Here is a 22,950-nt window from a genome sequence, read left to right as displayed (position 1 = left end):
CCGGCGACAGCGCCGGGCCGCCTCGCCGCGTTCCGCCGCGGACGCGGCCGTGGCGCCCCTCACACCACCCGTACACCCCCGCGCCACACCGCCTCGACCAGCGGGACGCCCGGCCGGTAGGCGAGGTGCACATGGCTCGGCGCGTCCAGCAGGACCAGGTCGGCCCGGCTGCCGGGCGCGAGACGGCCGATGTCGGTGCGGCGCAGCGCCGCCGCGCCGCCCGCCGTGGCGGACCAGACCGCCTCGTCGGGGGTCATGCCCATGTCCCGTACGGCCAGCGCGACACAGAACGGCACGGACGAGGTGAAGGACGAGCCGGGGTTGCAGTCCGTGGACAGCGCGACCGTCGCCCCGGCGTCCAGCAGCCGCCTGGCGTCCGGCCATTGGGCGCGGGTGGAGAACTCGGCGCCGGGCAGCAGCGTGGCCACCGTGCCGCTGTTCGCCAGCGCGTCCACGTCGGCGTCGGTGAGGTGCGTGCAGTGGTCGGCGCTGGCGGCGTCCAGCTCTACGGCCAACTGGACGCCGGGACCGTAGGAGAGCTGGTTGGCGTGGATGCGGGGGTGCAGCCCCTTGGCGCGCCCCGCGGTGAGGATCGCGCGGGCCTGGTCGCCGTCGAAGGCGCCCTTCTCGCAGAACACGTCGATCCAACGGGCGTGCGGGGCGCAGGAGTCCAGCATCTCGCCGGTCACCAGGGCGACGTACGCGGCGGGGTCGTCGGCGAGTTCCGGCGCGACGATGTGCGCGCCGAGGTAGGTCACCTCGTCGGTGTGCCGGGCGGCGAGGCGCAGGGCGCGGGTCTCGTCCTCGACGGTGAGCCCGTAGCCCGACTTGGTCTCCATCGTGGTCGTGCCCTGGCGCAGCGCCTCGGCGAGATACCGCGTGAGACCCGCCTCCAGTTCCGCGTCGCTCGCGGCGCGGGTGGCCGCGACGGTGGTGCGGATGCCGCCCGCCGAGTAGGAGCGGCCGGACATGCGGGCGTTGAACTCCGCCGTGCGGTCGCCCGCGAACACCAGGTGCGAGTGGGAGTCCACGAAGCCCGGCAGGACCGCCTTTCCACCGGCGTCGAGGCGATTGTCAGTGGCGGGTGCTTTGCTTGACTCACCGGCCCACACGACGCGTTCGCCGTCGATGACCAGGGCCGCGTCCGTGATGAGTCCGAGGGGAGTCCCGTCACCGAGGGAGGGGTCGTTGGTGACCAGCGTGGCGATGTTGGTGATGGCGGTGCTGCTGCTCATGGTGTCCTCGTGGATGCCGGTGGGGGTCAGCCGCTCAGGGCAGCGATCGCGTCCGCGAGCGCACGCGGCACATCGGGTACGAGCGTGTGCGCCCCGTCGCGTACGACGTGCCGCCCGCCCACGACCGTGTGCCGTACGTCCGCCGCGCTCGCCGCGAATACGGCCGTCTCGGCGCCGAGCCGGGGCGGCGGACCGGCTGTCCTGACCGAGTCGAGCGCGATGGTCGTGAGGTCGGCCGCGCGCCCGGGTTCGATGGCGCCCGCCTCCGGCCAGCCGAGCGCGGCGTGCCCGTCCTCGGTGGCGGCGCGCAGCAGCGCGGCGGCGGTCCAGTGACCGCGAGTGCGGGTGCGCAGCCGCTCGTCCAGCTCCATGGCGCGCGCCTCTTCGAGCAGGTCGATGACGGCGTGGCTGTCGGAGCCGAGGGAGAGCGGTGAGCCCGCGCGCTGGAGGGCGACGGCGGGTCCGATGCCGTCCGCGAGGTCGCGCTCGGTGGTCGGGCACATGCAGGTGCCGGTGCCGGAATCACCGAGGAGCGCGATGTCCTCGTCGGTGAGGTGGGTGTTGTGCACCCCGGTGGTGCGCGGGCCGAGCACGCCGTGGTCCGCGAGCAGCCGGGTCGGGGTGACGCCGTGCGCGGCGAGGCACGCGTCGTTCTCGGCGGTCTGCTCCGACAGATGGACGTGCAGCGGCGCCCGCCGCTCCTCCGCCCAGCGGGCGACGGTCGCCAACTGCTCCGCAGGCACGGCCCGTACGGAGTGGATGGCCGCTCCGATCCGCGCGTGATCCTGTTCCTTGAGAACTGAACAGCGTTCGGCCCAGGCGTCCGCGCTGCCGTCGGAGAAGCGGAGCTGGTGGGCGGTGGGGCGCTCGCCGAAGCCGGAGGAGAGATAGGCGGTGTCGAGCAGGGTGATCCGGACACCGGCTTCGGCGGCGGCCACGATCAGCGCCTCGCCCATGGCGTTGGGGTCGGCGTAACGGGCGCCGCCCCGGTCGTGGTGCAGATAGTGGAACTCGCCCACGCAGGTGATCCCGGCAAGCGCCATCTCGGCGTACACCGCGCGGGCCAGCGCGTGGTACGTCTCGGGGGTCAGCCGGTCCGCGACGGAGTACATCACCTCGCGCCAGGTCCAGAAGGTGCCGCTGCCGACCTGGACGGTGCCGCGCAGGGCGCGGTGGAAGGCGTGGCTGTGGGCGTTGGCGAGCCCCGGCAGGGTGAGACCCCGCAGGATCTCGGCGCCGGGCGGCGGAGCGTCCGTACCGGTGCGGACGGCGGTGATGCGGCCGTCCGCCACCTCGACGGTCACGCCGGGCTCGACACAGTCACCGAGCCAGGCGTGCTCCAGCCAATAGGTTCCCCTGGTCACCTGCGGGCCAGTCCTTCCAGTACGTCGGCGAGCGCGCGCACCCCGGCCACGCAGTCGTCCTCGGCGGCGAACTCGGCCGGGGAGTGCGAGACACCGGTGGGGTTGCGCACGAACAGCATGGCGGTCGGCACGCTCGTCGCGAGGATCCCGGCGTCGTGTCCGGCGCCGGTCCCGAGCACCGGCACCTTGAGGTCGGCGTCCCGGCCGAGCAGCCGGGCGAGTTCGTCGCGCAGCGCGTGGTCGAACTCCACGACGGGCGTGACCGACTCCCGTACGACCTCCAGGTCGATCCCGTGCGCCGCCGCGTGCTCCCGCGCGGCGCCCTCGATCTCCCGCACGACCGTGTCCAGGGTCTCCTGTCCTGCGGCCCGGGAGTCGAGCCAGCCGCGCACCAGGGAGGGGATGGCGTTGACCCCGTTGGGCTCGACGGCGACCTTGCCGAATGTCGCGACGGCACCGGCGAGTTCGGCGGCTCGCCGGGCGGCGAGCACGGTCTCGGCGTAGGCGGGCATCGGGTCCCGCCGGTCCCCGAGCCGGGTCGTGCCCGCGTGATTGGCCTCGCCGCGGAAGTCGAACCGCCAGCGTCCGTGCGGCCAGATGGAACTGGCGATGCCGACCTGGTCGCCGGACAGGTCCAGCGCCCTGCCCTGTTCGACGTGCAGCTCGACGAAGGCACCGATGCGGGCGAGCCGTTCGGGGTCGGCGCCGATGCCCTCGGGGTCGTATCCGGCGGCTTCCATGGCCCGGGGCAGGGTGATCCCGTCGCCGTCGGTCAGCAGGCGCGCCTGCTCGACGGTGAGCTGCCCCGCGGCGAGCCGCGACCCCACACAGGCCAGCCCGAACCGCGCCCCCTCCTCGTCCCCGAAGTTGACGATGCCGAGCGGGCGGTCCAACGGGACGCCCCGCGACCGGAGTTCGTCCAGCGCCGCGAAGGCGGACACCACTCCGAGGGGTCCGTCGAAGGCACCGCCGTCCGGTACGGAGTCGAGATGCGAGCCGGTGACGACGGCGTCCCCTGCGGCGGGGTCACCGAGCCACGCCCACTGGTTGCCGTTCCGGTCGACCTCGTAGTCCAGCCCGCGCGCTTCCGCCTGCTCCCGGAACCAGGCGCGGCAGTCGGCGTCGGCACCGGTCCAGGCGTAGCGCCGGTAACCGCCGGAGGCGGAGCTGCGGCCGATGGGCAACAGCTCGGTCCACATGTCCTGGAACGAAACACCGCTCAAGGGCCGTGGGCAGTCGTTCCGCAGGGCGATGGGGGTCCCCCCTGCTTGAGCGGAGTCGAAAGCTTGGGGGAGGGTGGGCACGGCCCGGCCCGCAGTCGGCGACGAGACCTCAGGGGCCACCGAAGAGCCGCCGTCCGTCACGCGTCCTCACCCTCACGCATGGGCACCCGCACGCCCCGCTCCTCGGCGACGGACTCCGCGATGTCGTACCCCGCGTCCACATGCCGGATGACACCCATACCGGGGTCGTTGGTGAGCACCCGACGGATCTTCTCCCCCGCCAGCGCCGTACCGTCGGCCACCGTGACCTGCCCCGCGTGAATGGACCGCCCCATCCCCACGCCACCACCATGGTGAAGGGAAACCCAGGACGCCCCGGAAGCCACGTTCACCATCGCGTTCAGCAGCGGCCAGTCGGCGATCGCGTCGGACCCGTCGAGCATCGCCTCGGTCTCCCGGTAGGGCGACGCGACGGACCCGCAGTCGAGGTGGTCGCGCCCGATGGCCAGCGGAGCGGCAAGCTCACCGCTCGCGACCATGTCGTTGAACCGCTCGCCCGCCTTGTCCCGCTCCCCGTACCCGAGCCAGCAGATGCGCGCGGGCAGCCCCTGGAAGTGCACCCGCTCGCCGGCCATCTTGATCCAGCGGGCGAGGGACTCGTTCTCGGGGAACAGCTCCAGCATCGCCTTGTCGGTCTTGGCGATGTCGGCCGGGTCGCCGGAGAGCGCGGCCCAGCGGAAGGGACCCTTGCCCTCGCAGAAGAGCGGGCGGATGTAGGCGGGGACGAAGCCGGGGAAGGCGAAGGCGCGGTCGTATCCGGCGAGTTGGGCTTCGCCGCGGATGGAGTTGCCGTAGTCGAAGACCTCGGCGCCCGCGTCCATGAAGCCGACCATCGCCTCGACGTGCCGGGCCATGGACTCACGCGCGCGGGTGGTGAACCCGGCGGGGTCCTTCGCGGCGTAGGAGGCCATGTCCTCGAAGTCGACGCCGACCGGGAGGTACGCCAGCGGGTCGTGCGCGGAGGTCTGGTCGGTGACGATGTCGATGGGGGCGCTCATGGCGAGGAGCTGCGGGACCAGCTCGGCGGCGTTGCCGAGGACGCCGATGGAGAGCGGGCGGCGGGCGTCGCGGGCCTCGGTGGCGAGCTGGAGGGCGTGCTCCAGGCTGTCGGCCCTCACATCGAGGTACTTGTGCTCGATGCGGCGCTCGATGGCGCGGGGGTCGACGTCGATACAGATGGCGACGCCGTCGTTCATGGTGACGGCGAGCGGCTGGGCGCCGCCCATGCCGCCGAGTCCGGCGGTCAGGGTGATGGTGCCCGCGAGGGTGCCGCCGAACTTCTTCGCGGCGACGGCGGCGAAGGTCTCGTAGGTGCCCTGGAGGATGCCCTGGGTGCCGATGTAGATCCAGGAACCGGCGGTCATCTGGCCGTACATGGTGAGCCCGAGAGCCTCCAGGCGGCGGAACTCCTCCCAGTTGGCCCAGTCGCCGACCAGGTTGGAGTTGGCGATGAGGACGCGCGGCGCCCACTCGTGGGTCTGCATGACGCCGACCGGGCGGCCGGACTGGACCAGCATGGTCTCGTCCTGCTTCAGCGTCCGCAGGGTGCGCACCATGGCGTCGAAGGAGCGCCAGTCGCGGGCGGCCTTGCCGGTGCCGCCGTAGACGACGAGCTTGTCGGGGTGCTCGGCGACCTCGGGGTCGAGGTTGTTCTGGAGCATCCGCAGGGCGGCCTCCTGCTGCCAGCCCAGCGCGCTCAGTTCCGTGCCGCGCGGTGCTCGTACGGGCCGAGGTCCTGACATCTTCGTCCTCCTGTAGCTACGGCTATTCACATCCTCCAGTCGTGAATAGGACTAGTCAATAGCGTGGGGCGCCCGCGTCCGCGCGTCGCGGGTGTTTGGCTGGAAGCGACGACAGAAGCGAGGACGGCAGGAGGGGCACCCCGTGAAGCAGGACACCCAGCACGGCACCGAGCAGGATCTCCCGGAGCACAGCCACCCCGGCGCGGACGACGGCGCGCAGACACGCGCCGCCCGCCGCGACACCGCCGTCCGCGCCGCCGTGGCGCAGGGGCTCCTCGGCCCGGACACCCCCCTCGTCGCCCTCCTGGACGTCACCGGTATCCGCGCCTCGGCCGCCGCCCTGCGCGCCGCGTTCGACGCCGTGGTGCCGCCGGGCACGCCCGTGCTGCACGCCTTCGCCGTGAAGGCCGCCCCGCTGGTGCCCGTGCTGAGCCTGCTGGAGGCGGAGGGTCTTGGCGCCGAGGCGGCGAGCCCCGGCGAGCTGGCGCTGGTCCGCGCGGCCGGGGTGCCCGCGTCCCGCACGGTGCTCGACTCCCCCGCCAAGACCACCGGCGAGCTGCGCGAGGCGCTGGCGCTCGGTGTCGCCGTGAACGCGGACAGCCCGCAGGAGCTGGACCGCCTGGACGCGCTGGTACGCACCGCGCCGACCCGTTCCCCGCTCGGCATCCGGGTCAATCCGCAGCTCGGCGCGGGTTCCATCGGGGCGACCTCGACGGCGACGGCGACCTCCAAGTTCGGGGTGGGGCTGCGCGACGACGGAGCCAGGGAGTGGGTCGTACGGGCGTACCTGGACCGGCCGTGGCTGACCCGGCTGCACACCCACACCGGCTCCCAGGGCATCCCGCTGCCGCTGCTCGCGCGGGGCGTGGCGGAGGCGTACGCGCTCGCGGAGGAGGTCAACGCGCGGACCGGGCGGCGGCAGATCGACACCGTCGACATCGGCGGCGGTCTCTCGGTGGACTTCGGCTCGGAGGCGGCGGGTCCGGGGCACGCGCGCTACGCACGGCTGCTGGCCGAGGAGGTGCCGGGGCTGTTCGACGGGCGGTACGGGCTGGTGACCGAGTTCGGCCGGTCGCTGCTGGCCAAGCACGGCACGGTGGTGGCCCGGGTGGAGTACGCCAAGAGCGCGGGCGGGCGGCGGATCGCGGTCACGCACGCGGGGGTCCAGGTGGCGACCCGGACCGTGTACGCGCCGGAGCTGTGGCCGCTCCGGATCGCGGCGTACGACGCCGAGGGGCGCCCCAAGTCCGGTCCCGAGGTGGTGCAGGACGTCGCCGGTCCAGCCTGTTTCACGGGCGATCTGCTGGCCGAGGGGCGCTCGCTGCCCGCGCTGGAACAGGGTGACCTGGCGGCGGTCCTGGACACGGGCGCGTACGCCTTCGCCCACCACTACCCCTACAACTCCCTTGCCCGGCCCGGGATTTACGGCTTCGTGCCGGACGGCTCGGGGAGCGTGGCGTTCGCGACCGTACGGGCGCCGCAGACGGTGGCGGAGATCGTGGCCGAATCCGGAGGGGCGCACGCGGCCGCGCTCACCACCCTGGGTGCGTCCGGGAGCCGTTGACGCGGGCCGGGCGACCCAGGGACAAAGGGACCAACTTCCGTGAAACGCGGGCCAATCGACCCACATTAGCGCGCCGGGCGCACGTTCCAACGGAAAATGCCAAAGCCCTCACCCGCCACGCACACGATGCGTAGTGTCGTTGTCACTCAACCGGAGTCACAGGCGGGAGGGGAGCCACGGTGCCCGGAATCGACGAGTGCTTACTGGAAGCCATGCGGCTGCCCGGCGCCCGGGGGGCGGCGCTGGTGGACTGGACGAGCGGACTGGCCCTCGGCACCGTCGGGGAGGCGCCCGGCGGCGACCACGAGACCACGGCCGCCGAAGCCGCCGAACTGGCCCGGATGACCGCCGAGCACGGCGCGTTCGCCGCCGCCGGACCGGACGAGGGACGGCCACCGGTCGAGGACGTGATCGTCAGCAACCACGACAGCTACCACCTGCTGAGATTCGTGGACACGTCCTTCGACAGCAGCGTCTTCCTGCATCTGTGGCTGGGCCGCGAGGAGGGCAACCTCGCCCTCGCCCGCATCCGGCTGGGCGAGATGGCCTCCCGGCTGGTGCTGGGATGACCGTGGTCGAGATACCTCCGCCGCTGCCGGTGCGGGACAGAACGGGACCGCACGAGAGAGCCGCGGGCGCGGTGTCCCCGATGCTGCGGCGCCTGGCCGAGGAGGAGGCGACCGGCGTCCTGGTCCGCGAGCACGGCACGCTGTATCTGGTGCGCGGGCGGGTGGTGCACGCCGAGAGCCCTTTCGCGCCCGGTCTGGACGTGCTCCTCACCGCCCACGGCACCCTCGCCGCCACCGCCTGGCAGCGGGCGGCCGAGCGGACGGCGACCGTCCCGGAGGCAGCCCGGCTGCTGCTCGACTCCGGGCTGCTGCCCGAGGGCGCGCTGGAGCTGTGCCACCTGGACGCGCTGTACGACGCCGGATACTTCGCGCTCTCCCCGAGCAGCACCCCGGGCCGCTTCCGCTACGACGGCTCGCCCGGCGCGGGTCCGCTGCCCTCGGTGCCGGTGGTCGCGCTGGAGCGCGAGACGCTGCGCCGCCGCCTGCTGCTGCACCGGCTGTGGCCCGACCCGGCGACCGACAGCGCGCCACTGACCCGCGCCGCGCCGGTGGCGGCGGCGCCGGTCACCGCCCGCCGCAGGGCGGTCCTGGAGCGGGCCGACGGCGTCCGCACGGCCACCCTGATCGCCCGGGAGCTGGGGCGGCAGGCGTTCCACACGCTGGTGGACGTCCGCCGTCTCGCGGCGGCCGGGCTCCTCGCCCCGGTGCGCGGCGCGTCCGCACCGGCGCACACCGCCCCCGCGCCGCCGCCGCTCCCGCCGACTCCCCCCCTGCTGACGGTCACCGACCCCGACATCGCGCTGCTGAAGAGGCTCAGGGATGCGCTGGAGGCCCTTTGAACGGCACCGCCCCGCCGAGAGGACAGAGCTGATGCTGCGTGAACAGGACCTGGAAGCCGTCCTGGACGAGCTGCGGCGGCTGCGCACCCGGGTCCCCCAGCTCACCGGCGCGCTCGCGGCCGGTGTGGACGGACTGGTCGTCGCCCACGACACCCCCGGCGTCGACCCCGACGGGCTCGCGGCGCTGACCGCTGCCGCGCTCGGTGTCTCCGTCCGGGTCGCCGAGGCCACCGGCAACGGCGGTTTCCGCGAGCTGCTGGTGCGCGGCGAGCGCGGCTACGTCGCGACCTACGCCGCCGGACGCACCGCCGTGCTGACCCTGCTCGCGCAGGACCGGGTCAACGTCGGACGGCTGCACCTGGAGGGGCGCCGCTCCGGCGCCCGGGTCGGCGAACTGCTCGACGCCGCCGAGGCGGAGGCACGTACGCGCCCCGTCGAACGTCCCGCCCGGCCGCCCCAGCCGCGCACCCGCACCCCGCGCGTCCTGCGCACCCCGACCACCGAGACACCTACCGCAACCGACAGTTGAACCTCCGAAAGGACCCCATCATGGCGAACACCGAGACGGCCCTGAAAGAAGCGCTCACGACCATCGAGGGCGCCACGGGCGTCGCGCTCGTCGACTACACCAGCGGCATGGCGCTGGGCACGATGGGCGGCAGCAAGACCTTCGACCTGAACGTCGCCGCCGCGGGCAACACCGACGTGATCCGCGCCAAGATGCGCACCATGGAGCACCTGGGTCTCAACGCCGAGATCGAGGACATCCTGATCACGCTGTCCGACCAGTACCACCTGATCCGCCTGCTCACCGGGCGCGGCGGCAACGGTCTCTTCCTGTACCTGGTGCTGGAGTCGGGTCGCGCCAACCTGGCGATGGCCCGGCACCAGCTCAAGCGGATCGAGGCGGAACTGGAGGTCTGATCAGACGGCGGCCGGAGTACGGCGGCGTGCCCCGCCCGGGGCAGCGTCGCTGGCCGCGACGCCCGTGGCGCGCAGCGCCTTGACCGCCTTGCCGACGGGCGCGCCGCCCCGCCCGTCGAGCCAGTCGACCCGCACCCACAGCAGGGCGTCCAGCGCGCGTTCGCGCCGCCCGATCCAGCCCGCCTTCAGCCGCAGCCCGAGTCCGGCTCCGGCGAGCAGCAGTCCCCCGGCCACGGGCACCGCGAAGGCGCTGCCGAGCGCTGCGGCGAAAGCCAGGAGCAGCCACCAGCGGTGTCCCCGGCGCCAGGCGCGCACGGACACCCGGCGGTCCTGGAGCACGTCGTGCCGACCCGCCCGCACCGCACCGCGCGCGAGCGCCACGTACCGCTTCCGGCGCGTCAGCGCCACTACGGCGGAAGCTGCGGCGAACAGCACAACTCCGGCCAGGATGCCGGGCGTTCGCCCCGTCAGTCCCGACGGCACCGCGCCGATCCCCGCCGCGACCACGCCGAGCCAGCCGAGCGGTGCGGCTCCGGCCCGTACGACCACGGCCACCCGGGCCAGCCCGTGCCCGCCGCGTCCCTCGCGTCCGCCGCGTCCTTCACGCGCCACGTCACCCTCCCGTGTCACGGTCTCGTCGATCACCCGGTCCGCGCCGGGGATCACCTGTGTCAGCGCGGCACGCTAGCGCCGGAACCTGAGACGAGTCTTAAGACAGCGCCGGTTCACTCCACGAACAGCCCACGAGCCGCCGCCCGCGCGTCGAACTCCTCCAACCGCGCCTGGGCGTCCGGCAGTCCGTCGCACAGCGCCTCCAGGAGCACCCGGCCGAGCATCATCGGCGCGCACGGGGTGTCGAAGGCGAGCCCGGTGCCGACGGCGGCGGGCAGCAGCAGGTCGGAGTGCTTGGCGACCGGCGCGAACACGGAGTCCGCGACGGTGACGACGGTCAGCCCCGCCTCCTTGGCGTAGGCAAGGGCGTCGAGGACCTCGCGCGGATGCCGGGGCAGCGCGAAGCAGAGCAGCGCGGAGGCACCGGCGCGTACGGCTGCCTCGATGCGGTCCTGCACCATGGAGCCGCCCTCGTCCAGCAGCCGTACGTCCGGGTGGACCTTGGCGGCGAAGTAGGCGAAGCCGAACGCCTGCGGGGCGGCGGCGCGCAGCCCGAGCACCGGCAGCGGACGTGAGGCGGCGAGCAGCAGCCCCGCCTGCTGGACCGGCGCCGGGTCCGCGAGCAGGTCGGCCAGATGGCGCAGGTTCTCGATCTCCGCCTCGACGGCCTGCTGGTACTCGTTGAACGAGCCCTGTTCGGCGGCGGGTTCGGCCGGGACCACCTCGCGCAGATGGCGGCGCAGCGCGGGGTAGCCGTCGAAGCCGAGGGCGACGGCGAAGCGGGTGACCGAGGGCTGGCTGACCCCGGCGAGGTCCGCCAGCTCCACGCTGGACAGGAACGGCACGTCGGCGGCGCGGCGCACCATGCTGTGCGCGATACGCCGCTGGGTCGGTGTGAGCCGGTGCCCCTCGAAGAGCTCCTGCAACCGTTTCGCAGGACTGTCGCTCACACTCATCCCTCTCACCGACCCCACCCGCTATTCACTCCAAACGCTCCCTGCATACCGTTATACAGGGGCGGGGTGTGCGATGCCCGGGGTATGGCGGAGGCGGGCGGAGAAAGAAGGCGCGAGGGCGCGGGAAGCGGCTTGCGCGGGGACCGCCGCACCCCCGTCACCGGGGGGCGGGACGACGGCGGTCCCCGCGAGGGACGCGCGCCGGGTCAGGCCAGGCGGGCGCGTCCTTGGCGTCCATGGAGGTCCGGGAGCCGCTCCGGAGGTTCCTGGGGCGCCGTATGGGCACCGGCCGGGGCGGGGAGCCGCTCCCACCTGGCCGGTACCCCCTACTGTGCGGGACCCGTGTTAAGCACGTGCTGCGCGCACGTGACACTCAGATGCCGTGTGCGCCACGGGTCGGCGAGAGCGGCGCGAACGCCTCAGCTCTTGCCGCCCTTGGCCAGGAAGGACAGCAGGTCCTGGCGGCTGACGACACCGGTCGGCTTGCCCTCGACCAGCACGATCGCGGCGTCCGCCGAGCCGAGCACCTGCATCAGGTCCGCGACCGGCTCGCCGGAGCCGACCTGGGGCAGCGGAGCGCACATGTGCTTCTCCAGCGGGTCCGAGAGCGAGGCGCGCTGCGAGAACAGCGCGTCCAGCAGCTCGCGCTCGACGACCGAGCCGACGACCTCGGCGGCCATCACGTCGGGGTGACCGGCGCCGGGCTTGACGACCGGCATCTGCGAGACGCCGTACTCGCGCAGCACCTCGATGGCCTGGCCGACGGTCTCCTCGGGGTGCATGTGCACCAGGGAGGGGATGGAGCCGTGCTCCTTGTCGCTCAGGACGTCGGCGACGCGGGCGCTGGGGCCCTCGTCCTCCAGGAAGCCGTAGTCGGCCATCCACTCGTCGTTGAAGATCTTCGAAAGGTAGCCGCGACCGCTGTCCGGGAGCAGGACGACGACCACGTCGTCCGGGCCGAGCCGCTCGGCCACGCGCAGCGCGGCGACGACCGCCATGCCGCAGGAGCCGCCGACGAGCAGACCCTCCTCCTTGGCCAGGCGGCGGGTCATCTGGAAGGCGTCCTTGTCGGACACCGGCACGATCTCGTCGGCGAGCGTGCGGTCGTAGGCGGTGGGCCAGAAGTCCTCGCCGACGCCCTCGATCAGGTACGGACGCCCGGAGCCGCCGGAGTAGACCGAGCCCTCCGGGTCGGCGCCGATGACCTGGACCTTGCCGTCGCTGGCGTCCTTGAGATAGCGGCCGGTGCCGGAGATGGTGCCGCCGGTGCCCACGCCCGCCACGAAGTGCGTGATCTTCCCCTCGGTCTGCTCCCACAGCTCGGGGCCGGTCGAGTGATAGTGGGAGAGCGGGTTGTTGGGGTTGGAGTACTGGTCCGGCTTCCAGGCGCCCGGCGTCTCACGCACCAGCCGGTCGGAGACGTTGTAGTAGGAGTCCGGGTGCTCGGGGTCCACGGCGGTCGGGCAGACCACGACCTCGGCGCCGTAGGCGCGCAGCACGTTGATCTTGTCCGTGCTGACCTTGTCGGGGCACACGAACACGCACTTGTACCCCTTCTGCTGGGCCACGATGGCGAGACCGACACCCGTGTTGCCGCTGGTCGGCTCGACGATCGTGCCGCCCGGCTTCAGCTCGCCGCTCGCTTCCGCCGCCTCGATCATGCGCAGGGCGATGCGGTCCTTCACGGAACCGCCGGGGTTGAAGTACTCCACCTTGGCCAGGACGGTTGCCTGGATGCCCTCGGTCACGTTGTTGAGCTTCACCAGCGGGGTGTTGCCGACGAGGCTGATCATCGAGTCGTGGAATTGCACCGTTGTCTCCGGTTGCTTGCAAAAACAGTGGTCGTAGTTGTTTCCGCCAGCCTACGGCCCCCGGGTGACGCCGGACGGACCTTCACTCCCTGTGGAGATTGGCACACGTGCCGTACGGGGCAAGGAGTGGGTGTACGACCAGGAGGAGGTGGCGGCGTCGCATGGCGAACCTGTCGAGGGCGAGAGTGGCCCGGCGCATCGCGGCCGGGGCGGCGTACGGCGGCGGCGGAGCCGGGCTGATCGGGGTCGCCGCGGTCGGCCTGGTGCTGGCGGAGATGCGGCTGGCACAGCGCCAGGTGAACAACGGCGCGACCGGCGGCCGGGTGCCGCAGGCGGACGGGGTGTACGGCAGCGGGTTCGAGGAACCCGGTGAGCCGCCGCTCCGGCTGACCCTGCTCGGCGACTCCACGGCGGCCGGACAGGGCGTGCACCGGGCGGGACAGACCCCGGGCGCGCTGCTGGCCTCGGGGCTCGCGGCGGTGGCGGAGCGACCGGTGGTGCTGAAGAACGTGGCGCTGCCCGGCGCGCAGTCCGACGACCTGGAGCGCCAGGTGGCGCTGGTCCTCGCGTCCCCGCTGCCGGTGCCCGACGTCTGCGTGATCATGGTCGGCGCGAACGACGTGACCCACCGGATGCCCCCGACCCGCTCGGTGCGGTACCTGTCGGCGGCGGTACGACGGCTGCGCACGGCCGGCGCCGAGGTCGTCGTCGGCACCTGTCCCGACCTCGGCACCATCGAGCCGGTGCAGCAGCCGCTGCGCTGGCTGGCCCGGCGCGCCTCCCGGCAGCTCGCGGCGGCGCAGACCATCGGGGTCGTGGAACAGGGCGGGCGCACGGTCTCGCTCGGCGATCTGCTGGGTCCGGAGTTCGCGGCGAACCCCCGCGAGCTGTTCGGACCGGACAGCTACCACCCCTCGGCGGAGGGGTACGCCACGGCGGCCATGGCGGTGCTGCCCACGGTGTGCGCGGCGCTGAGCCTGTGGCCGGCCGAGGAGGAGGGTCCGGACGTGGCGCGCCGCGAGGGCTTCCTGCCGGTGGCCCGGGCGGCGGCCGAGGCGGCGGCGGAGGCGGGCACCGAGGTCACCGCCGCGATGCCCTCGGGACCGCGCGGTCCGTGGGCGCTGCTGAAGCGGCGGCGCAGGCGCGGGGTGCCGGAGACGGAACCGGCGGCACCGTCGTCCTGAGCCCGACCTGAACAAAGCAAGCGCTTAGACAATTGCGGTCAGCGTCACACTCGCACCCGGGTGACCCGGGCCATACGTACGGGTAACTTCCGAGTGGGCCCTGCCCTTTCCTCTCTACGCCACTGGAGCCGTGATGCCCGAAGCCGTCATCGTGTCGACCGCCCGCTCCCCCATCGGCCGCGCCTTCAAGGGCTCCCTGAAGGACCTGCGCCCGGACGACCTGACCGCCACGATCATCCAGGCGGCGCTCGCCAAGGTCCCCGAGCTGGACCCGAAGGACATCGACGACCTGATGCTCGGCTGCGGTCTGCCCGGCGGCGAGCAGGGCAACAACCTCGGCCGGATCGTCGCCGTGCAGATGGGCATGGACCACCTGCCGGGCTGCACGATCACCCGCTACTGTTCCTCCTCGCTCCAGACCTCCCGCATGGCGCTGCACGCCATCAAGGCGGGCGAGGGCGACGTCTTCATCTCGGCCGGTGTCGAGATGGTGTCCCGGTTCGCGAAGGGCAACTCCGACAGCCTGCCGGACACCCGCAACCCGTTCTTCGCCGACGCCGAGGCCCGCACCGCCGAGGTCGCCCTGCAGGAGGGCACCACCTGGCACGACCCGCGCGAGGACGGGCTGGTCCCCGACGCGTACATCGCGATGGGCCAGACCGCCGAGAACCTGGCCCGGCTCAAGGGCATCACCCGCCGCGAGATGGACGAGTTCGGTGTCCGCTCGCAGAACCTCGCCGAGGAAGCCATCAAGAACGGTTTCTGGGAGCGCGAGATCACCCCGGTCACGCTGCCCGACGGCACCGTGGTCGCCAAGGACGACGGCCCGCGCGCGGGCGTCACCCTGGAGGGCGTCGAGGGCCTGAAGCCGGTCTTCCGCCCCGACGGTCTGGTCACGGCGGGCAACTGCTGCCCGCTCAACGACGGCGCCGCCGCCCTCGTCATCATGAGCGACACCAAGGCGCGCGAGCTGGGTCTGACCCCGCTCGCCCGGATCGTCTCCACCGGCGTCTCCGGCCTCTCCCCCGAGATCATGGGTCTCGGCCCGGTCGAGGCGAGCAAGCAGGCGCTGAGCCGTGCCGGTCTCGGTGTCGGCGACATCGACCTGGTCGAGATCAACGAGGCGTTCGCCGCCCAGGTGATCCCCTCCTACCAGGAGCTGGGCATCGACCTGGACAAGCTCAACGTCAACGGCGGTGCCATCGCGGTCGGCCACCCCTTCGGCATGACCGGCGCCCGCATCACCGGCACCCTGATCAACTCGCTGCGGTTCCACGACAAGCAGTTCGGTCTGGAGACCATGTGCGTCGGCGGCGGCCAGGGCATGGCGATGGTCATCGAGCGCCTGAGCTGACCGCGCCCGACCCGACGCGCTGATCGACCCTCGGTGACCGCTCGGGCACCGAGGGTCCGAAAAGGTCCGGAACCCGGGAAATCCCCCGGGCGCTGGGCCTTTTTGTGATCCAATCTCCCTCAGGGTGTGACCTATCTCGCTCGATGGGGGATCGACGCAGGTCAGTGCCGTGGGCCGGGAGGCGTCACGCGCCGCCGAGGCAGAAGTCCCGTCCGTTTCGTGACGTTACGCACTGACAGCCGGTCAGTCCGCCCTTCAAGCTGTTGTAGGAAGTCGGGGGTCGACTTTGAACCTGGGAGTACGTCAGTGAGCGCCATGCCCATCGCCCTGCTGCTCACCACGGTCGCCACGGGCGCCGTGGGCGTCGCCGTCCTGTGCACCGTGCTGCGGCTGCGCCGTCAGCTCGCCGAGCTGCAGGCCCAGCTCACGGACGACCAGGCGGCCGCCCTGCGCGCCCTGCTGCCCGCCGCCCGCACCACCGCCGACGCCGAGGAGATACGCGCGGCCGTGGCCGAGGCGCTCGCCGAGGAGCGGGAGCGCGAGCTGGCCGAGGCGCGCGCGTTCTGGGCCGCCCAGGAGTCGCGCGACTCCTCCGACGCCCCCTCGCTGCACGGTCTGGCCGACGTCGAGCCCTTCCTGCCCCGGCAGGCGGACTTCGCGGGTCTCGAGCCCGTGGCCGAGCCCGCCGCCGAGTCCGAGGAGCAGACCGGGGAGTCCCCGGAGCTGGCCGCCGCCCGCCGCCGCCACCCCTCGCACCCGGACTTCGTCCCCGTGCAGGCGACCGCGGGACACGAGGACGAGCGCGCCGCCACCACCCTGGAGCAGCTCGCCACCCAGCAGGTCGCGCTGAGCGACGTACGCCCCGGCCCGCTCGGCACCCTCGACGTCTACGTCTTCGCCGACGGCACCACCCTGTGCATGACCCCGGGTCACCGCGAGACGGCGGAACGGCTCGCGACCGCGCTGCGCTCGGGCGAGTCGCCGTATCTGCTGGGCGGTTCGGGCATCTCCGGCGCCTACACCCTGACGTTCGCCTGCGGCGACGAGACGGTGTACGTCCTCGCGGACCGCGTCATCGCGTCCCTGTAAGCGCCAGGGCTCCTCACACCCCGGCCCGCTTGCGGGCCTCCTCCACCAGCTCGACCGCCTCGGCGACCTGCTCCTCGGTGTCCAGCACCAGCGCCAGGTCGTGCCCGGCGACGGTGATCTGGTCGGCCGCCGCGAACATCCCGGCGTCCGGCATCTCGCGGGGCTCGGTCCCGGGCTCCTCCACCGCCTGCGTGCGCCGGGCCATCTCCCGCGCCAGCGCCAGCGCCTCGGCGGCGGCGCTGCGTTGCAGACGGCTCTGCGGAGCCGCGCGCAGCCGGTCGGCGAAGTGTTCCACTGCTTTGGTCAGGGGCGTCGTATCGAGCACCGCCCGAGCGTAACGCGGGCACTGTTGCCAAGCGGCGCGTGCTCGGGCACGGTGACGGAGAGGACCGGCCTGTATCCCCTTTGCGTCCGGAGGCGCCGATGTCCCAAGTCTTCTCCGAAGAGACCCATCGCAACATGCTTGCCCGCATTCCTCACTGCACCGGCCGTGCCGTCTCCGACTGGCTGCGCGCGGTGGAGGAGGGTCCCGCCCTCGTCCGCTTCGAGGAGAAGGTGAGCTGGCTGCGGCACGAGCACAACCTGGCCTACGGTCACGCCAAGGCGATCATCCACGAGTACGACTTGCGGAGGGCCGCGCGCAAGCTGCGCTAGCGGCAGCTCCCCCGCACCACGCGAAGGGCCCCCGGTGTCGAACCGGGGGCCCTTCGCGTGGTGCGGCGGTGTCGTCCGCGAGTCGTCGCCGCTAGTCGTTGTTGCTGAAGATCGCGACCAGGCGGAGCATCTCGATGTAGATCCACACCAGGGTCATGGTGAGACCGAACGCGGCGAGCCAGGACTCGTCACGCGGGGCGCCGTAGGAGATGCCGTCCTCGATCTGCTTGAAGTCGAGGGTCAGGAAGAACGCGCCGAGCAGGATCGCGATGATGCCGACGATCGCGCCGAGCGGACCCATGCTGCGCAGTCCGCCGTCCTCGGCGACGCCGAAGGCGACCAGCAGCAGGTTCACCGCCATGACGACCACGAAGGCGATCGCGATGGCCATGCCGATCCGGGCGTACCGCGCGGTGACGCGGATCCAGCCCGCCTTGTAGACCAGCAGGGTGGCGCCGGTGACCGCCATGGTGCCCAGCACCGCCTGGAAGGGCGCGCCGCTCCAGCGGCTGTTGAACATCTCGCTGATCACGCCGAGGAAGACGCCCTCGAAGGCGGCGTATCCCAGGATGAGCGCGGGGGTCGGGGTGCGCTTGAAGCTCTGCACCATCGCCAGGACGAAGGCGATGATCGCGGAACCGATCGCCAGGCCGTAGCTGGTCGTGGAGACCGGCAGCAGCGTCCAGGCGAGGACGGCGCCGACGACGACCGTGCCGAGCGTGAAGGCCGAGCGGGTGACGACGTCGTCCATCGTCATCCGGCCGGCGGCGGGCGGGGCCTGCGGCGGGGCGCCGTGCGCCAGGTCGGGCTGCGCGTACGGGTTCTGGGCGTACGGATTCTGCGCGTAGGGGCTGCCCTGTGCGTACCCGGCCTGCGGTGCGGTGTTGAAACCGGCGTAGCCGTTGTCGCGGCTGAACCCCCGTCGCGAGAAGACCGGGTTGCTGCTCCTCATTTCACTCCTCCACGGCCGCGTTGTGCGGCCTCGGCCTCAAGAGTAATGGATTGGCAAAGGAGGGATCGTAATCCCTGAGGAGGATCTTTCCCTCGCCATGCTGCCGAACACGTTATGCCGAACCGGTGTTCCCGGCCATGGAGCAGCGTTGCCCGGCGGACGTACGGGCTCCGTAAGGAAGAGGGCGTACGGGCTCCCGGAGGCAAAGGGGCCGGCCGCCGGTCCGCGGGAGGCGCTCGCGGGACCGGCGGCCGGCCGGGCGGGACGGTCAGGTCGCGGTCAGTGGCGCGGCCAGCCGTCCAGTCGGCGGTGCAGGGTGACGTCGGGCCGCTCGTGGCCCTTGGGCGCCTTGGCGACGGCGTTCTGCAGGATGCCGTTGACCTCTCCGGCCAGCGCGTCCACCTTGGTCTGCAGTTCGGTGGCGGGCAGTCCGGAGCGGGTCAGCGCGTCCAGCCGGTGCTGGACGCTGTCGAGCTGACGGCGGGCGCCCGCGTCGAGCTTGAGCGGGTTGGGCGTGGAGACGACGAACTGGTAGGCGCCCGCGAGGGTCTGGCAGCCGTCGCAGTACTTGTTGGCCGCGTCGCTGACGTTGACCGCCTTGAGCCGGTGCACGTCCCCGGCGATCGTGACGATCTGGAAGGACAGCGCGACCGAGCGGCACTTGTCGTCGACCGAGCAGCCCATGGAGACGGCGTTCGCCTGGTTGCGCACGGAGGCTGCCCGGACGTTGCCGAACTCGCGGACGGTGAAGGAGTCCTTCGCCTGGGTGTGGTGCAGCCGGTTGGCGTTGGTGAACACGTTGTCCGACACGATCGCGGCGCGGGCGGGCCCGGTCGCGGCGTGGGCCGGGACGGCGGTCGCCACTCCGGCGGCGCCCGCGGCGAGGAGGACGGTACGGACCGCGCGTCCGTTGAACGGACCGCTGCTCGCGCGTGGCTTTCGATGACTTCCCATGGAGTCTCCCGAAGAAATGGATGCGATGTGGTTCAGGGGGGTGCGACCCGCGTGGTCACACGTGGCCGTAGGGGGTCAGGACGACGCCGCCTGGGCCGGGGGGTCGGTGGACGGAGGCGTGCTCCCGGGCGGCTCGCTCGTCGGGAGGCTCTCCGTGGGGGTCGGGCTGGGGCTGTCGGTCGCGGTCCCCGTCGGCTGCTGCGTCGGACCGCTGCCCGTACCGCCGTTGCTCCCGGAGTCGCCGGGCTGGGTGGTCCCCTTGGTCGGCTTCCTGCCGGGCTTCGCCGAGGGCGAGGAGGACGGCTCCGGGGCGGACGCGGACGCGCTGCCGGAGGCGGTGGCGCTCGGGCTGCCGGAGGCACCGGAGGGCGCCGCGCCGGGCACGGCCGAGGGTGACGTGGACGCGGTGCCGGGGCTCGCGGACGGTCCGCCCGTGCCGTTCTCCGGCGTGGAGGCGTCCATGGGCGGCGGCGCGGTCGTGGGCACCCCGGGCTGGAGGATCGGCGCGATCGGCGGCTTCTTGGGCAGCGGCTTCGGGGTGACGCCGGACATCCAGGCGTAGCTGAGCCCGCCGAGTCCGACGAGCAGGACCGCGCACAGCGTGACGCGCAGCGCGGGCCGTCCCGAGGTGGCGCGCTTGGCGGCCCGGAAGAGCCTGCCGCCGATCTTGATGGTGAGGTAGATGACACCCGCCATCGGGCACAGCAGCATGAAGGTGCCGAGCACGCCGACCAGACCCTCGACGATCTTGCCGTCGGCGATCGCGGACCAGGTGCCGACCAGTTGCTCGGTCAGCGAGCGGACCATGGTGGTGAGGATGCGCGGCAGGTTCCACAGGCCGTAGCCCAGCTCGGCGATGATCAGCGGGACCATCGTGAGCACCCAGGTCGCCACGATGACGCGCGCCGACTTCTTCAGCCCGGCGACCTCCTCGCGGGCCGCCCGTCCCTTGGCGGTGGGCAGCAGGGAGAGGAGGATCGGCTTGATCTTGCCGTAGAGGTCCGGGACTCCGGCGAGGTCGCCCAGGATGTAGTAGCCGTCCAGGCGGACGGCCGGCATGAGCTGTTCGAGGATCTCGAAGTGGCCGAGGTAGACCGCGGCGAGGAAGAACTGTTCCCCGGTGGCGAAGTAGGCACCCGCCATGGCCAGCATGAACACGACGTTGAAGTAGACGCCGCCGAGGTCGGTGCGGATGCGGCCGCCGCGGTTGATCCGGTAGACGTCGGTGACGTCGGTGTACATGGACGGCCAGATGAGGAAGAGCCCGCAGCCGATGCAGCCCGGCCGGGCGCCGCCGTATCTGCACGCGGAGGCGTGGCCGAACTCGTGGAAGACGAGGGAGGCCACGGTGAGGAGGAAGACGATCAGGATCAGGACCGGCTGGTCGAGGACCTCAAGGACCGGTTCTATCGCCCCGAAGAAGCCGAACAGCCACACGTCCATGGCGACGGCCGAGAGCAGTACGGCGGCGACGACCACCGGCTTGTGCAGCCACTGGAGCGAGCGGGCGATCTTCGCCGTGCGGCGCTCGTTGAAGATGACCCGGTGACCCTTGAGGGCCAGCAGCAGGTCGGAGCGCGGGGCGTCGACCTCGTCGCTCTCCTGGCCCTCGGGGACGGTCACGCCGAGCGGTTCGAGCTTGTTCTCCACCAGGTAGCGGATGTTCTCCCCGCTGACCTCGCGGCCGAAGCGCGCGCTCACCCGGTGGGCGATGGTGTCGACGTCGCGGACGCCGTCGACGGACGACGCCACGAGATACAGCAGCCGTGAGAGCTGCACGACCTGCCCGTCCCCCCGACGGGCGATGTACTTGGGCTCAGTGAAGCCCGAACCCTGGTACTCGCCGTGCAGCTTCAGCCCCGCGCTGATGCGCGGAACGGGCCGGGACGGCACCTCCGCGTCCGGCAGGCTGCCGGTCGCCACCTGCTCGTACGTCACCGGCCAGCCACCGGGCCCGGGCAGCGGGCCGGTGTCGTAGAGCGTGGTCGTGCCGTTTCCCGACACCGTCATGTGTGGTCTCCCCCCACGTCATGCACGTCATGACCGCCGCTTCCCCCCGGCATGGCCGCGGGGGCGGACCGCCCCGGACTCGGGCACGGTCCGCCCCCGTGGCCGCCTGTGCGGCGGTGCCGTTACTGCTTGACGGAGATCGCCTGGCCGGCCTGCGACTGGGCGTCCGACCACAGGGAGTGGTCGTTCGAGGCGATCGACTGGTTCTGGGCCTCGATGTTCGCGATGTGCTTGGTGACGTTGGTCGTCTTGTTGAAGCTGAACTTCAGCTTGCCGAGAGCCTCGCGGCCCGGCAGCAGCTCCGCGGACTCGGCGTCCAGGTCACGCATGTCCATGCTCATGATGGTGGTCCTTTCGGAAAGATCTCGGAGGGTGGTGGTGCGCGGGTGTTACTGGGAGACGCTGATGGTCTGGGCGGCGCCGGAGCTGGCGACGGAGTACGCCGAGTGGTCGTTCAGCGCGGCGGACTGGTTCGAGGCCGCGATGTTGGCGACGTGCTTGGTGACGTTCGTCGTCTTGTTGAAGCTGAACTTCAGCTTGCCCAGGGCCTCGCGGCCCGGCAGCAGCTCCGCGGACTCGGCCTCGAGCTCGTGAGCGTCCATCATGATGATTCCCCCTTGGGAATAGGCATTTCCGGTCGAACGGAGTCAGGTTCCCCCCGGACTCTGTCCGACTTGGTCGGACGAGCTGTCCAACGAGATTGGACACTAGGGCCTCGCGGGCGCTCTCCGCAACCCGTTCGGGGAATCACCCTTTCGGCCGTCCCCCTACTCGCCCGTAGAATCCCCCCGACAGCGCGGTTCGGCGACGGGCGAGCAGGACGAGCGGGAAGTGACCAGGTGACCAACGCACTGCAGGAGCTGATTCGCGAGCGCCTGGACCGTGAGGGCTGGTCCTACGGCGACGTGGCGAGACGCGGCGGCGTCCCCCGCTCCACCGTCCACCACCTGGCCACCGCCGAGCGCGTGGTGCGGATGCCCCAGGCCACGACCCTGGAGGGACTGTCCAAGGGACTCGGACTCCCGTTGGACACCGTGCGGCGCGCGGCGGCGGAGGCGTGCGGCATCCACGTGTACGGCACGGCCGAGAACGGCGCGGCCGACACCGGCGCGACCGGCGACCCCGAGGTCGACCTCCTCATCGCCAGCGTCCAGCGGCTCTCGTCCGACGACCGGCGCCATGTCGCCGCCCTGGTGGAGTCGCTGCTCGGCCGCTCCGCCAAGCGCCCGCCGGAGAACTGACCGCCTCTGGCCGCGGTTGCCCCCTCTTCGGCCCACTCGGAGCCCAAGTCGGAAAAAGAATGCAACTGGGCCCGAATATGCCGAGATACCCCGCTAGTCTCACGACTGCCCGAGGAGCGAGAGCCGCACGACCCCGGGCTCTTGGGGGAAACGTGTTGTTCGTGCATGGCGGGCCGGCCACCGCGGTGGTCCGCGGCCCCGACGGCGAATCCGTCGTCCTCTTCTCCGGCGAACTGCCCGAGATCCTCACCGACGCGTCGGTCGGCGAACTCCTCGACCTGGCCGCCGCGATCCTGAACGCGGAAGAACTGACCCTCTTCCACACCTGCCTCCTCACCCTCCGCGCCAACGGCATGAGAGCGGGCCGCCGCATCGAGGCGGACGGGGTGGTCCTGACGGTGTACGAGGGCTGAGAACGAGACCCGGAGTGGGCCGAAACGGGACCGCCGTACCAGTGTTTTCGCTGGTCAGCGGTGGTGAGCATGTGCCCGGAGCCGGACTTGAACCGGCACGCCCGCGAAGGGGCAGCGAGGTTTAAGCTCGCCGTGTCTGCATTCCACCATCCGGGCAGGCCATGGGCTCCGCTTCGAGTTCCCGAGCCTATCGGGAGGCT

At 72.2% G+C, this 22,950-nt stretch carries 24 protein-coding genes and 1 tRNA gene; 11 read left to right on the top strand and 14 right to left on the bottom strand.

Features of this window, described 5'->3' with window-relative positions; translation table 11 throughout:
- Nucleotides 1-59 precede the first annotated feature (59 nt).
- From hutI to hutU, 4 genes are all read right to left on the bottom strand, one after another.
- Entirely contained in the window at nucleotides 60-1,235 is a 1,176-nt protein-coding gene (gene hutI / locus IF655_RS16920; RefSeq protein WP_199585633.1) for an imidazolonepropionase, read from the bottom strand.
- Between the two features lie 26 nt (nucleotides 1,236-1,261).
- Nucleotides 1,262-2,599, bottom strand: a complete 1,338-nt coding sequence (locus tag IF655_RS16915) for a formimidoylglutamate deiminase (RefSeq protein ID WP_199585632.1) — start codon at nucleotides 2,597-2,599, stop codon at nucleotides 1,262-1,264.
- Nucleotides 2,596-3,798: an allantoate amidohydrolase gene (locus IF655_RS16910; protein ID WP_199585681.1), complete on the bottom strand. Its 1,203-nt coding sequence runs from the start codon at nucleotides 3,796-3,798 to the stop codon at nucleotides 2,596-2,598. Before IF655_RS16910 ends, IF655_RS16915 begins: the two co-directional genes overlap by 4 nt.
- A gap of 161 nt (nucleotides 3,799-3,959) precedes the next feature.
- Nucleotides 3,960-5,624 (bottom strand): urocanate hydratase, encoded by a 1,665-nt coding sequence (gene hutU / locus IF655_RS16905; RefSeq protein ID WP_199585631.1) that lies wholly within the window; start codon nucleotides 5,622-5,624, stop codon nucleotides 3,960-3,962.
- 142 nt (nucleotides 5,625-5,766) lie between these two features.
- Here hutU and IF655_RS16900 point away from each other — a divergent pair, with 142 nt between their 5' ends.
- From IF655_RS16900 to IF655_RS16880, 5 genes are all read left to right on the top strand, one after another.
- Entirely contained in the window at nucleotides 5,767-7,188 is a 1,422-nt protein-coding gene (locus IF655_RS16900) for a diaminopimelate decarboxylase (protein ID WP_199585630.1), read from the top strand.
- 179 nt (nucleotides 7,189-7,367) lie between these two features.
- Nucleotides 7,368-7,757, top strand: coding sequence for a hypothetical protein (locus tag IF655_RS16895; RefSeq protein WP_161181056.1), 390 nt, complete (start codon nucleotides 7,368-7,370; stop codon nucleotides 7,755-7,757).
- The gene (locus IF655_RS16890; protein WP_199585629.1) at nucleotides 7,754-8,596 is read left to right on the top strand and encodes a transcriptional regulator; all 843 of its coding nucleotides are present in this window, start codon (nucleotides 7,754-7,756) and stop codon (nucleotides 8,594-8,596) included. The genes IF655_RS16895 and IF655_RS16890 overlap by 4 nt, the downstream gene beginning before the upstream one ends.
- Nucleotides 8,597-8,627: 31 nt before the next feature.
- Nucleotides 8,628-9,125 carry a roadblock/LC7 domain-containing protein gene (locus tag IF655_RS16885; protein WP_199585628.1) on the top strand — a complete coding sequence of 166 codons (498 nt, stop codon included), beginning with the start codon at nucleotides 8,628-8,630 and terminating at the stop codon, nucleotides 9,123-9,125.
- Between the two features lie 20 nt (nucleotides 9,126-9,145).
- A complete protein-coding gene (locus tag IF655_RS16880) occupies nucleotides 9,146-9,520 on the top strand; it encodes a hypothetical protein (RefSeq protein WP_161181059.1) in 375 nt (124 codons plus the stop codon).
- Here IF655_RS16880 and IF655_RS16875 read toward each other — a convergent pair whose 3' ends face one another.
- The 3 genes from IF655_RS16875 to IF655_RS16865 form a co-directional block, all read right to left on the bottom strand.
- Complete coding sequence (locus IF655_RS16875; RefSeq protein ID WP_307814946.1) at nucleotides 9,521-10,132, bottom strand: hypothetical protein; 612 nt, start codon at nucleotides 10,130-10,132, stop codon at nucleotides 9,521-9,523.
- A 113-nt stretch (nucleotides 10,133-10,245) separates the two neighbouring features.
- Nucleotides 10,246-11,088 carry a MurR/RpiR family transcriptional regulator gene (locus IF655_RS16870; protein WP_199585627.1) on the bottom strand — a complete coding sequence of 281 codons (843 nt, stop codon included), beginning with the start codon at nucleotides 11,086-11,088 and terminating at the stop codon, nucleotides 10,246-10,248.
- A 419-nt stretch (nucleotides 11,089-11,507) separates the two neighbouring features.
- Nucleotides 11,508-12,899, bottom strand: a complete 1,392-nt coding sequence (locus tag IF655_RS16865; protein WP_199585626.1) for a cystathionine beta-synthase — start codon at nucleotides 12,897-12,899, stop codon at nucleotides 11,508-11,510.
- A gap of 161 nt (nucleotides 12,900-13,060) precedes the next feature.
- Here IF655_RS16865 and IF655_RS16860 point away from each other — a divergent pair, with 161 nt between their 5' ends.
- The 3 genes from IF655_RS16860 (at nucleotide 13,061) to IF655_RS16850 (ending at nucleotide 16,526) form a co-directional block, all read left to right on the top strand.
- Complete coding sequence (locus tag IF655_RS16860) at nucleotides 13,061-14,083, top strand: SGNH/GDSL hydrolase family protein (RefSeq protein ID WP_199585625.1); 1,023 nt, start codon at nucleotides 13,061-13,063, stop codon at nucleotides 14,081-14,083.
- 133 nt (nucleotides 14,084-14,216) lie between these two features.
- Entirely contained in the window at nucleotides 14,217-15,437 is a 1,221-nt protein-coding gene (locus IF655_RS16855; protein ID WP_199585624.1) for an acetyl-CoA C-acetyltransferase, read from the top strand.
- A 306-nt stretch (nucleotides 15,438-15,743) separates the two neighbouring features.
- Nucleotides 15,744-16,526, top strand: coding sequence for a hypothetical protein (locus IF655_RS16850; protein ID WP_199585623.1), 783 nt, complete (start codon nucleotides 15,744-15,746; stop codon nucleotides 16,524-16,526).
- Nucleotides 16,527-16,539: 13 nt separating this feature from the next.
- On the opposite strand, the gene IF655_RS16845 is transcribed toward IF655_RS16850, so the two are convergent.
- Nucleotides 16,540-16,851 (bottom strand): hypothetical protein, encoded by a 312-nt coding sequence (locus tag IF655_RS16845; protein WP_199585622.1) that lies wholly within the window; start codon nucleotides 16,849-16,851, stop codon nucleotides 16,540-16,542.
- Between the two features lie 98 nt (nucleotides 16,852-16,949).
- Here IF655_RS16845 and IF655_RS16840 point away from each other — a divergent pair, with 98 nt between their 5' ends.
- Nucleotides 16,950-17,180 carry a DUF4287 domain-containing protein gene (locus IF655_RS16840; protein ID WP_199585621.1) on the top strand — a complete coding sequence of 77 codons (231 nt, stop codon included), beginning with the start codon at nucleotides 16,950-16,952 and terminating at the stop codon, nucleotides 17,178-17,180.
- A gap of 91 nt (nucleotides 17,181-17,271) precedes the next feature.
- Here the strand turns inward: IF655_RS16840 and IF655_RS16835 are convergent, their stop codons facing one another.
- The 5 genes from IF655_RS16835 to IF655_RS16815 all read right to left on the bottom strand — a co-directional run bounded on the left by IF655_RS16835 (nucleotide 17,272) and on the right by IF655_RS16815 (nucleotide 21,701).
- Entirely contained in the window at nucleotides 17,272-18,132 is an 861-nt protein-coding gene (locus IF655_RS16835) for a Bax inhibitor-1/YccA family protein (RefSeq protein ID WP_199585620.1), read from the bottom strand.
- A gap of 279 nt (nucleotides 18,133-18,411) precedes the next feature.
- Entirely contained in the window at nucleotides 18,412-19,086 is a 675-nt protein-coding gene (locus tag IF655_RS16830; protein ID WP_199585619.1) for a hypothetical protein, read from the bottom strand.
- A gap of 75 nt (nucleotides 19,087-19,161) precedes the next feature.
- Nucleotides 19,162-21,096, bottom strand: a complete 1,935-nt coding sequence (locus tag IF655_RS16825) for a hypothetical protein (protein WP_199585618.1) — start codon at nucleotides 21,094-21,096, stop codon at nucleotides 19,162-19,164.
- Between the two features lie 122 nt (nucleotides 21,097-21,218).
- Complete coding sequence (locus IF655_RS16820) at nucleotides 21,219-21,437, bottom strand: hypothetical protein (protein ID WP_199585617.1); 219 nt, start codon at nucleotides 21,435-21,437, stop codon at nucleotides 21,219-21,221.
- 48 nt (nucleotides 21,438-21,485) lie between these two features.
- Entirely contained in the window at nucleotides 21,486-21,701 is a 216-nt protein-coding gene (locus IF655_RS16815; protein ID WP_199585616.1) for a hypothetical protein, read from the bottom strand.
- Between the two features lie 234 nt (nucleotides 21,702-21,935).
- On the opposite strand from IF655_RS16815, the gene IF655_RS16810 reads away from it, so the two are divergent.
- Nucleotides 21,936-22,337, top strand: coding sequence for a helix-turn-helix transcriptional regulator (locus tag IF655_RS16810; RefSeq protein ID WP_199585615.1), 402 nt, complete (start codon nucleotides 21,936-21,938; stop codon nucleotides 22,335-22,337).
- A gap of 161 nt (nucleotides 22,338-22,498) precedes the next feature.
- Entirely contained in the window at nucleotides 22,499-22,750 is a 252-nt protein-coding gene (locus tag IF655_RS16805) for a hypothetical protein (RefSeq protein WP_307814945.1), read from the top strand.
- A 72-nt stretch (nucleotides 22,751-22,822) separates the two neighbouring features.
- Here IF655_RS16805 and IF655_RS16800 read toward each other — a convergent pair.
- Nucleotides 22,823-22,906, bottom strand: a tRNA-Leu gene (locus IF655_RS16800).
- Nucleotides 22,907-22,950 lie beyond the last annotated feature (44 nt).

This window comes from Streptomyces sp. DSM 110735 (genome assembly GCF_016482685.1).
Taxonomy (GTDB): Bacteria; Actinomycetota; Actinomycetes; order Streptomycetales; family Streptomycetaceae; genus Streptomyces.
Note: the sequence above shows the minus strand (reverse complement) of the source record. Positions and strands in the feature narration are given on the sequence as shown.

What these genes read in the sequence shown, in the direction of transcription:
- hutI (WP_199585633.1), bottom strand. Translation starts at nt 1,235, where the DNA reads ATGAGCAGCAGCACCGCCATCACCAACATCGCCACGCTGGTCACCAAC.
- IF655_RS16910 (WP_199585681.1), bottom strand. Translation starts at nt 3,798, where the DNA reads ATGTGGACCGAGCTGTTGCCCATCGGCCGCAGCTCCGCCTCCGGCGGT.
- hutU (WP_199585631.1), bottom strand. Translation starts at nt 5,624, where the DNA reads ATGTCAGGACCTCGGCCCGTACGAGCACCGCGCGGCACGGAACTGAGC.
- IF655_RS16890 (WP_199585629.1), top strand. Translation starts at nt 7,754, where the DNA reads ATGACCGTGGTCGAGATACCTCCGCCGCTGCCGGTGCGGGACAGAACG.
- IF655_RS16885 (WP_199585628.1), top strand. Translation starts at nt 8,628, where the DNA reads ATGCTGCGTGAACAGGACCTGGAAGCCGTCCTGGACGAGCTGCGGCGG.
- IF655_RS16880 (WP_161181059.1), top strand. Translation starts at nt 9,146, where the DNA reads ATGGCGAACACCGAGACGGCCCTGAAAGAAGCGCTCACGACCATCGAG.
- IF655_RS16870 (WP_199585627.1), bottom strand. Translation starts at nt 11,088, where the DNA reads ATGAGTGTGAGCGACAGTCCTGCGAAACGGTTGCAGGAGCTCTTCGAG.
- IF655_RS16860 (WP_199585625.1), top strand. Translation starts at nt 13,061, where the DNA reads ATGGCGAACCTGTCGAGGGCGAGAGTGGCCCGGCGCATCGCGGCCGGG.
- IF655_RS16855 (WP_199585624.1), top strand. Translation starts at nt 14,217, where the DNA reads ATGCCCGAAGCCGTCATCGTGTCGACCGCCCGCTCCCCCATCGGCCGC.
- IF655_RS16840 (WP_199585621.1), top strand. Translation starts at nt 16,950, where the DNA reads ATGTCCCAAGTCTTCTCCGAAGAGACCCATCGCAACATGCTTGCCCGC.
- IF655_RS16835 (WP_199585620.1), bottom strand. Translation starts at nt 18,132, where the DNA reads ATGAGGAGCAGCAACCCGGTCTTCTCGCGACGGGGGTTCAGCCGCGAC.
- IF655_RS16830 (WP_199585619.1), bottom strand. Translation starts at nt 19,086, where the DNA reads ATGGGAAGTCATCGAAAGCCACGCGCGAGCAGCGGTCCGTTCAACGGA.
- IF655_RS16825 (WP_199585618.1), bottom strand. Translation starts at nt 21,096, where the DNA reads ATGACGGTGTCGGGAAACGGCACGACCACGCTCTACGACACCGGCCCG.
- IF655_RS16820 (WP_199585617.1), bottom strand. Translation starts at nt 21,437, where the DNA reads ATGAGCATGGACATGCGTGACCTGGACGCCGAGTCCGCGGAGCTGCTG.
- IF655_RS16815 (WP_199585616.1), bottom strand. Translation starts at nt 21,701, where the DNA reads ATGATGGACGCTCACGAGCTCGAGGCCGAGTCCGCGGAGCTGCTGCCG.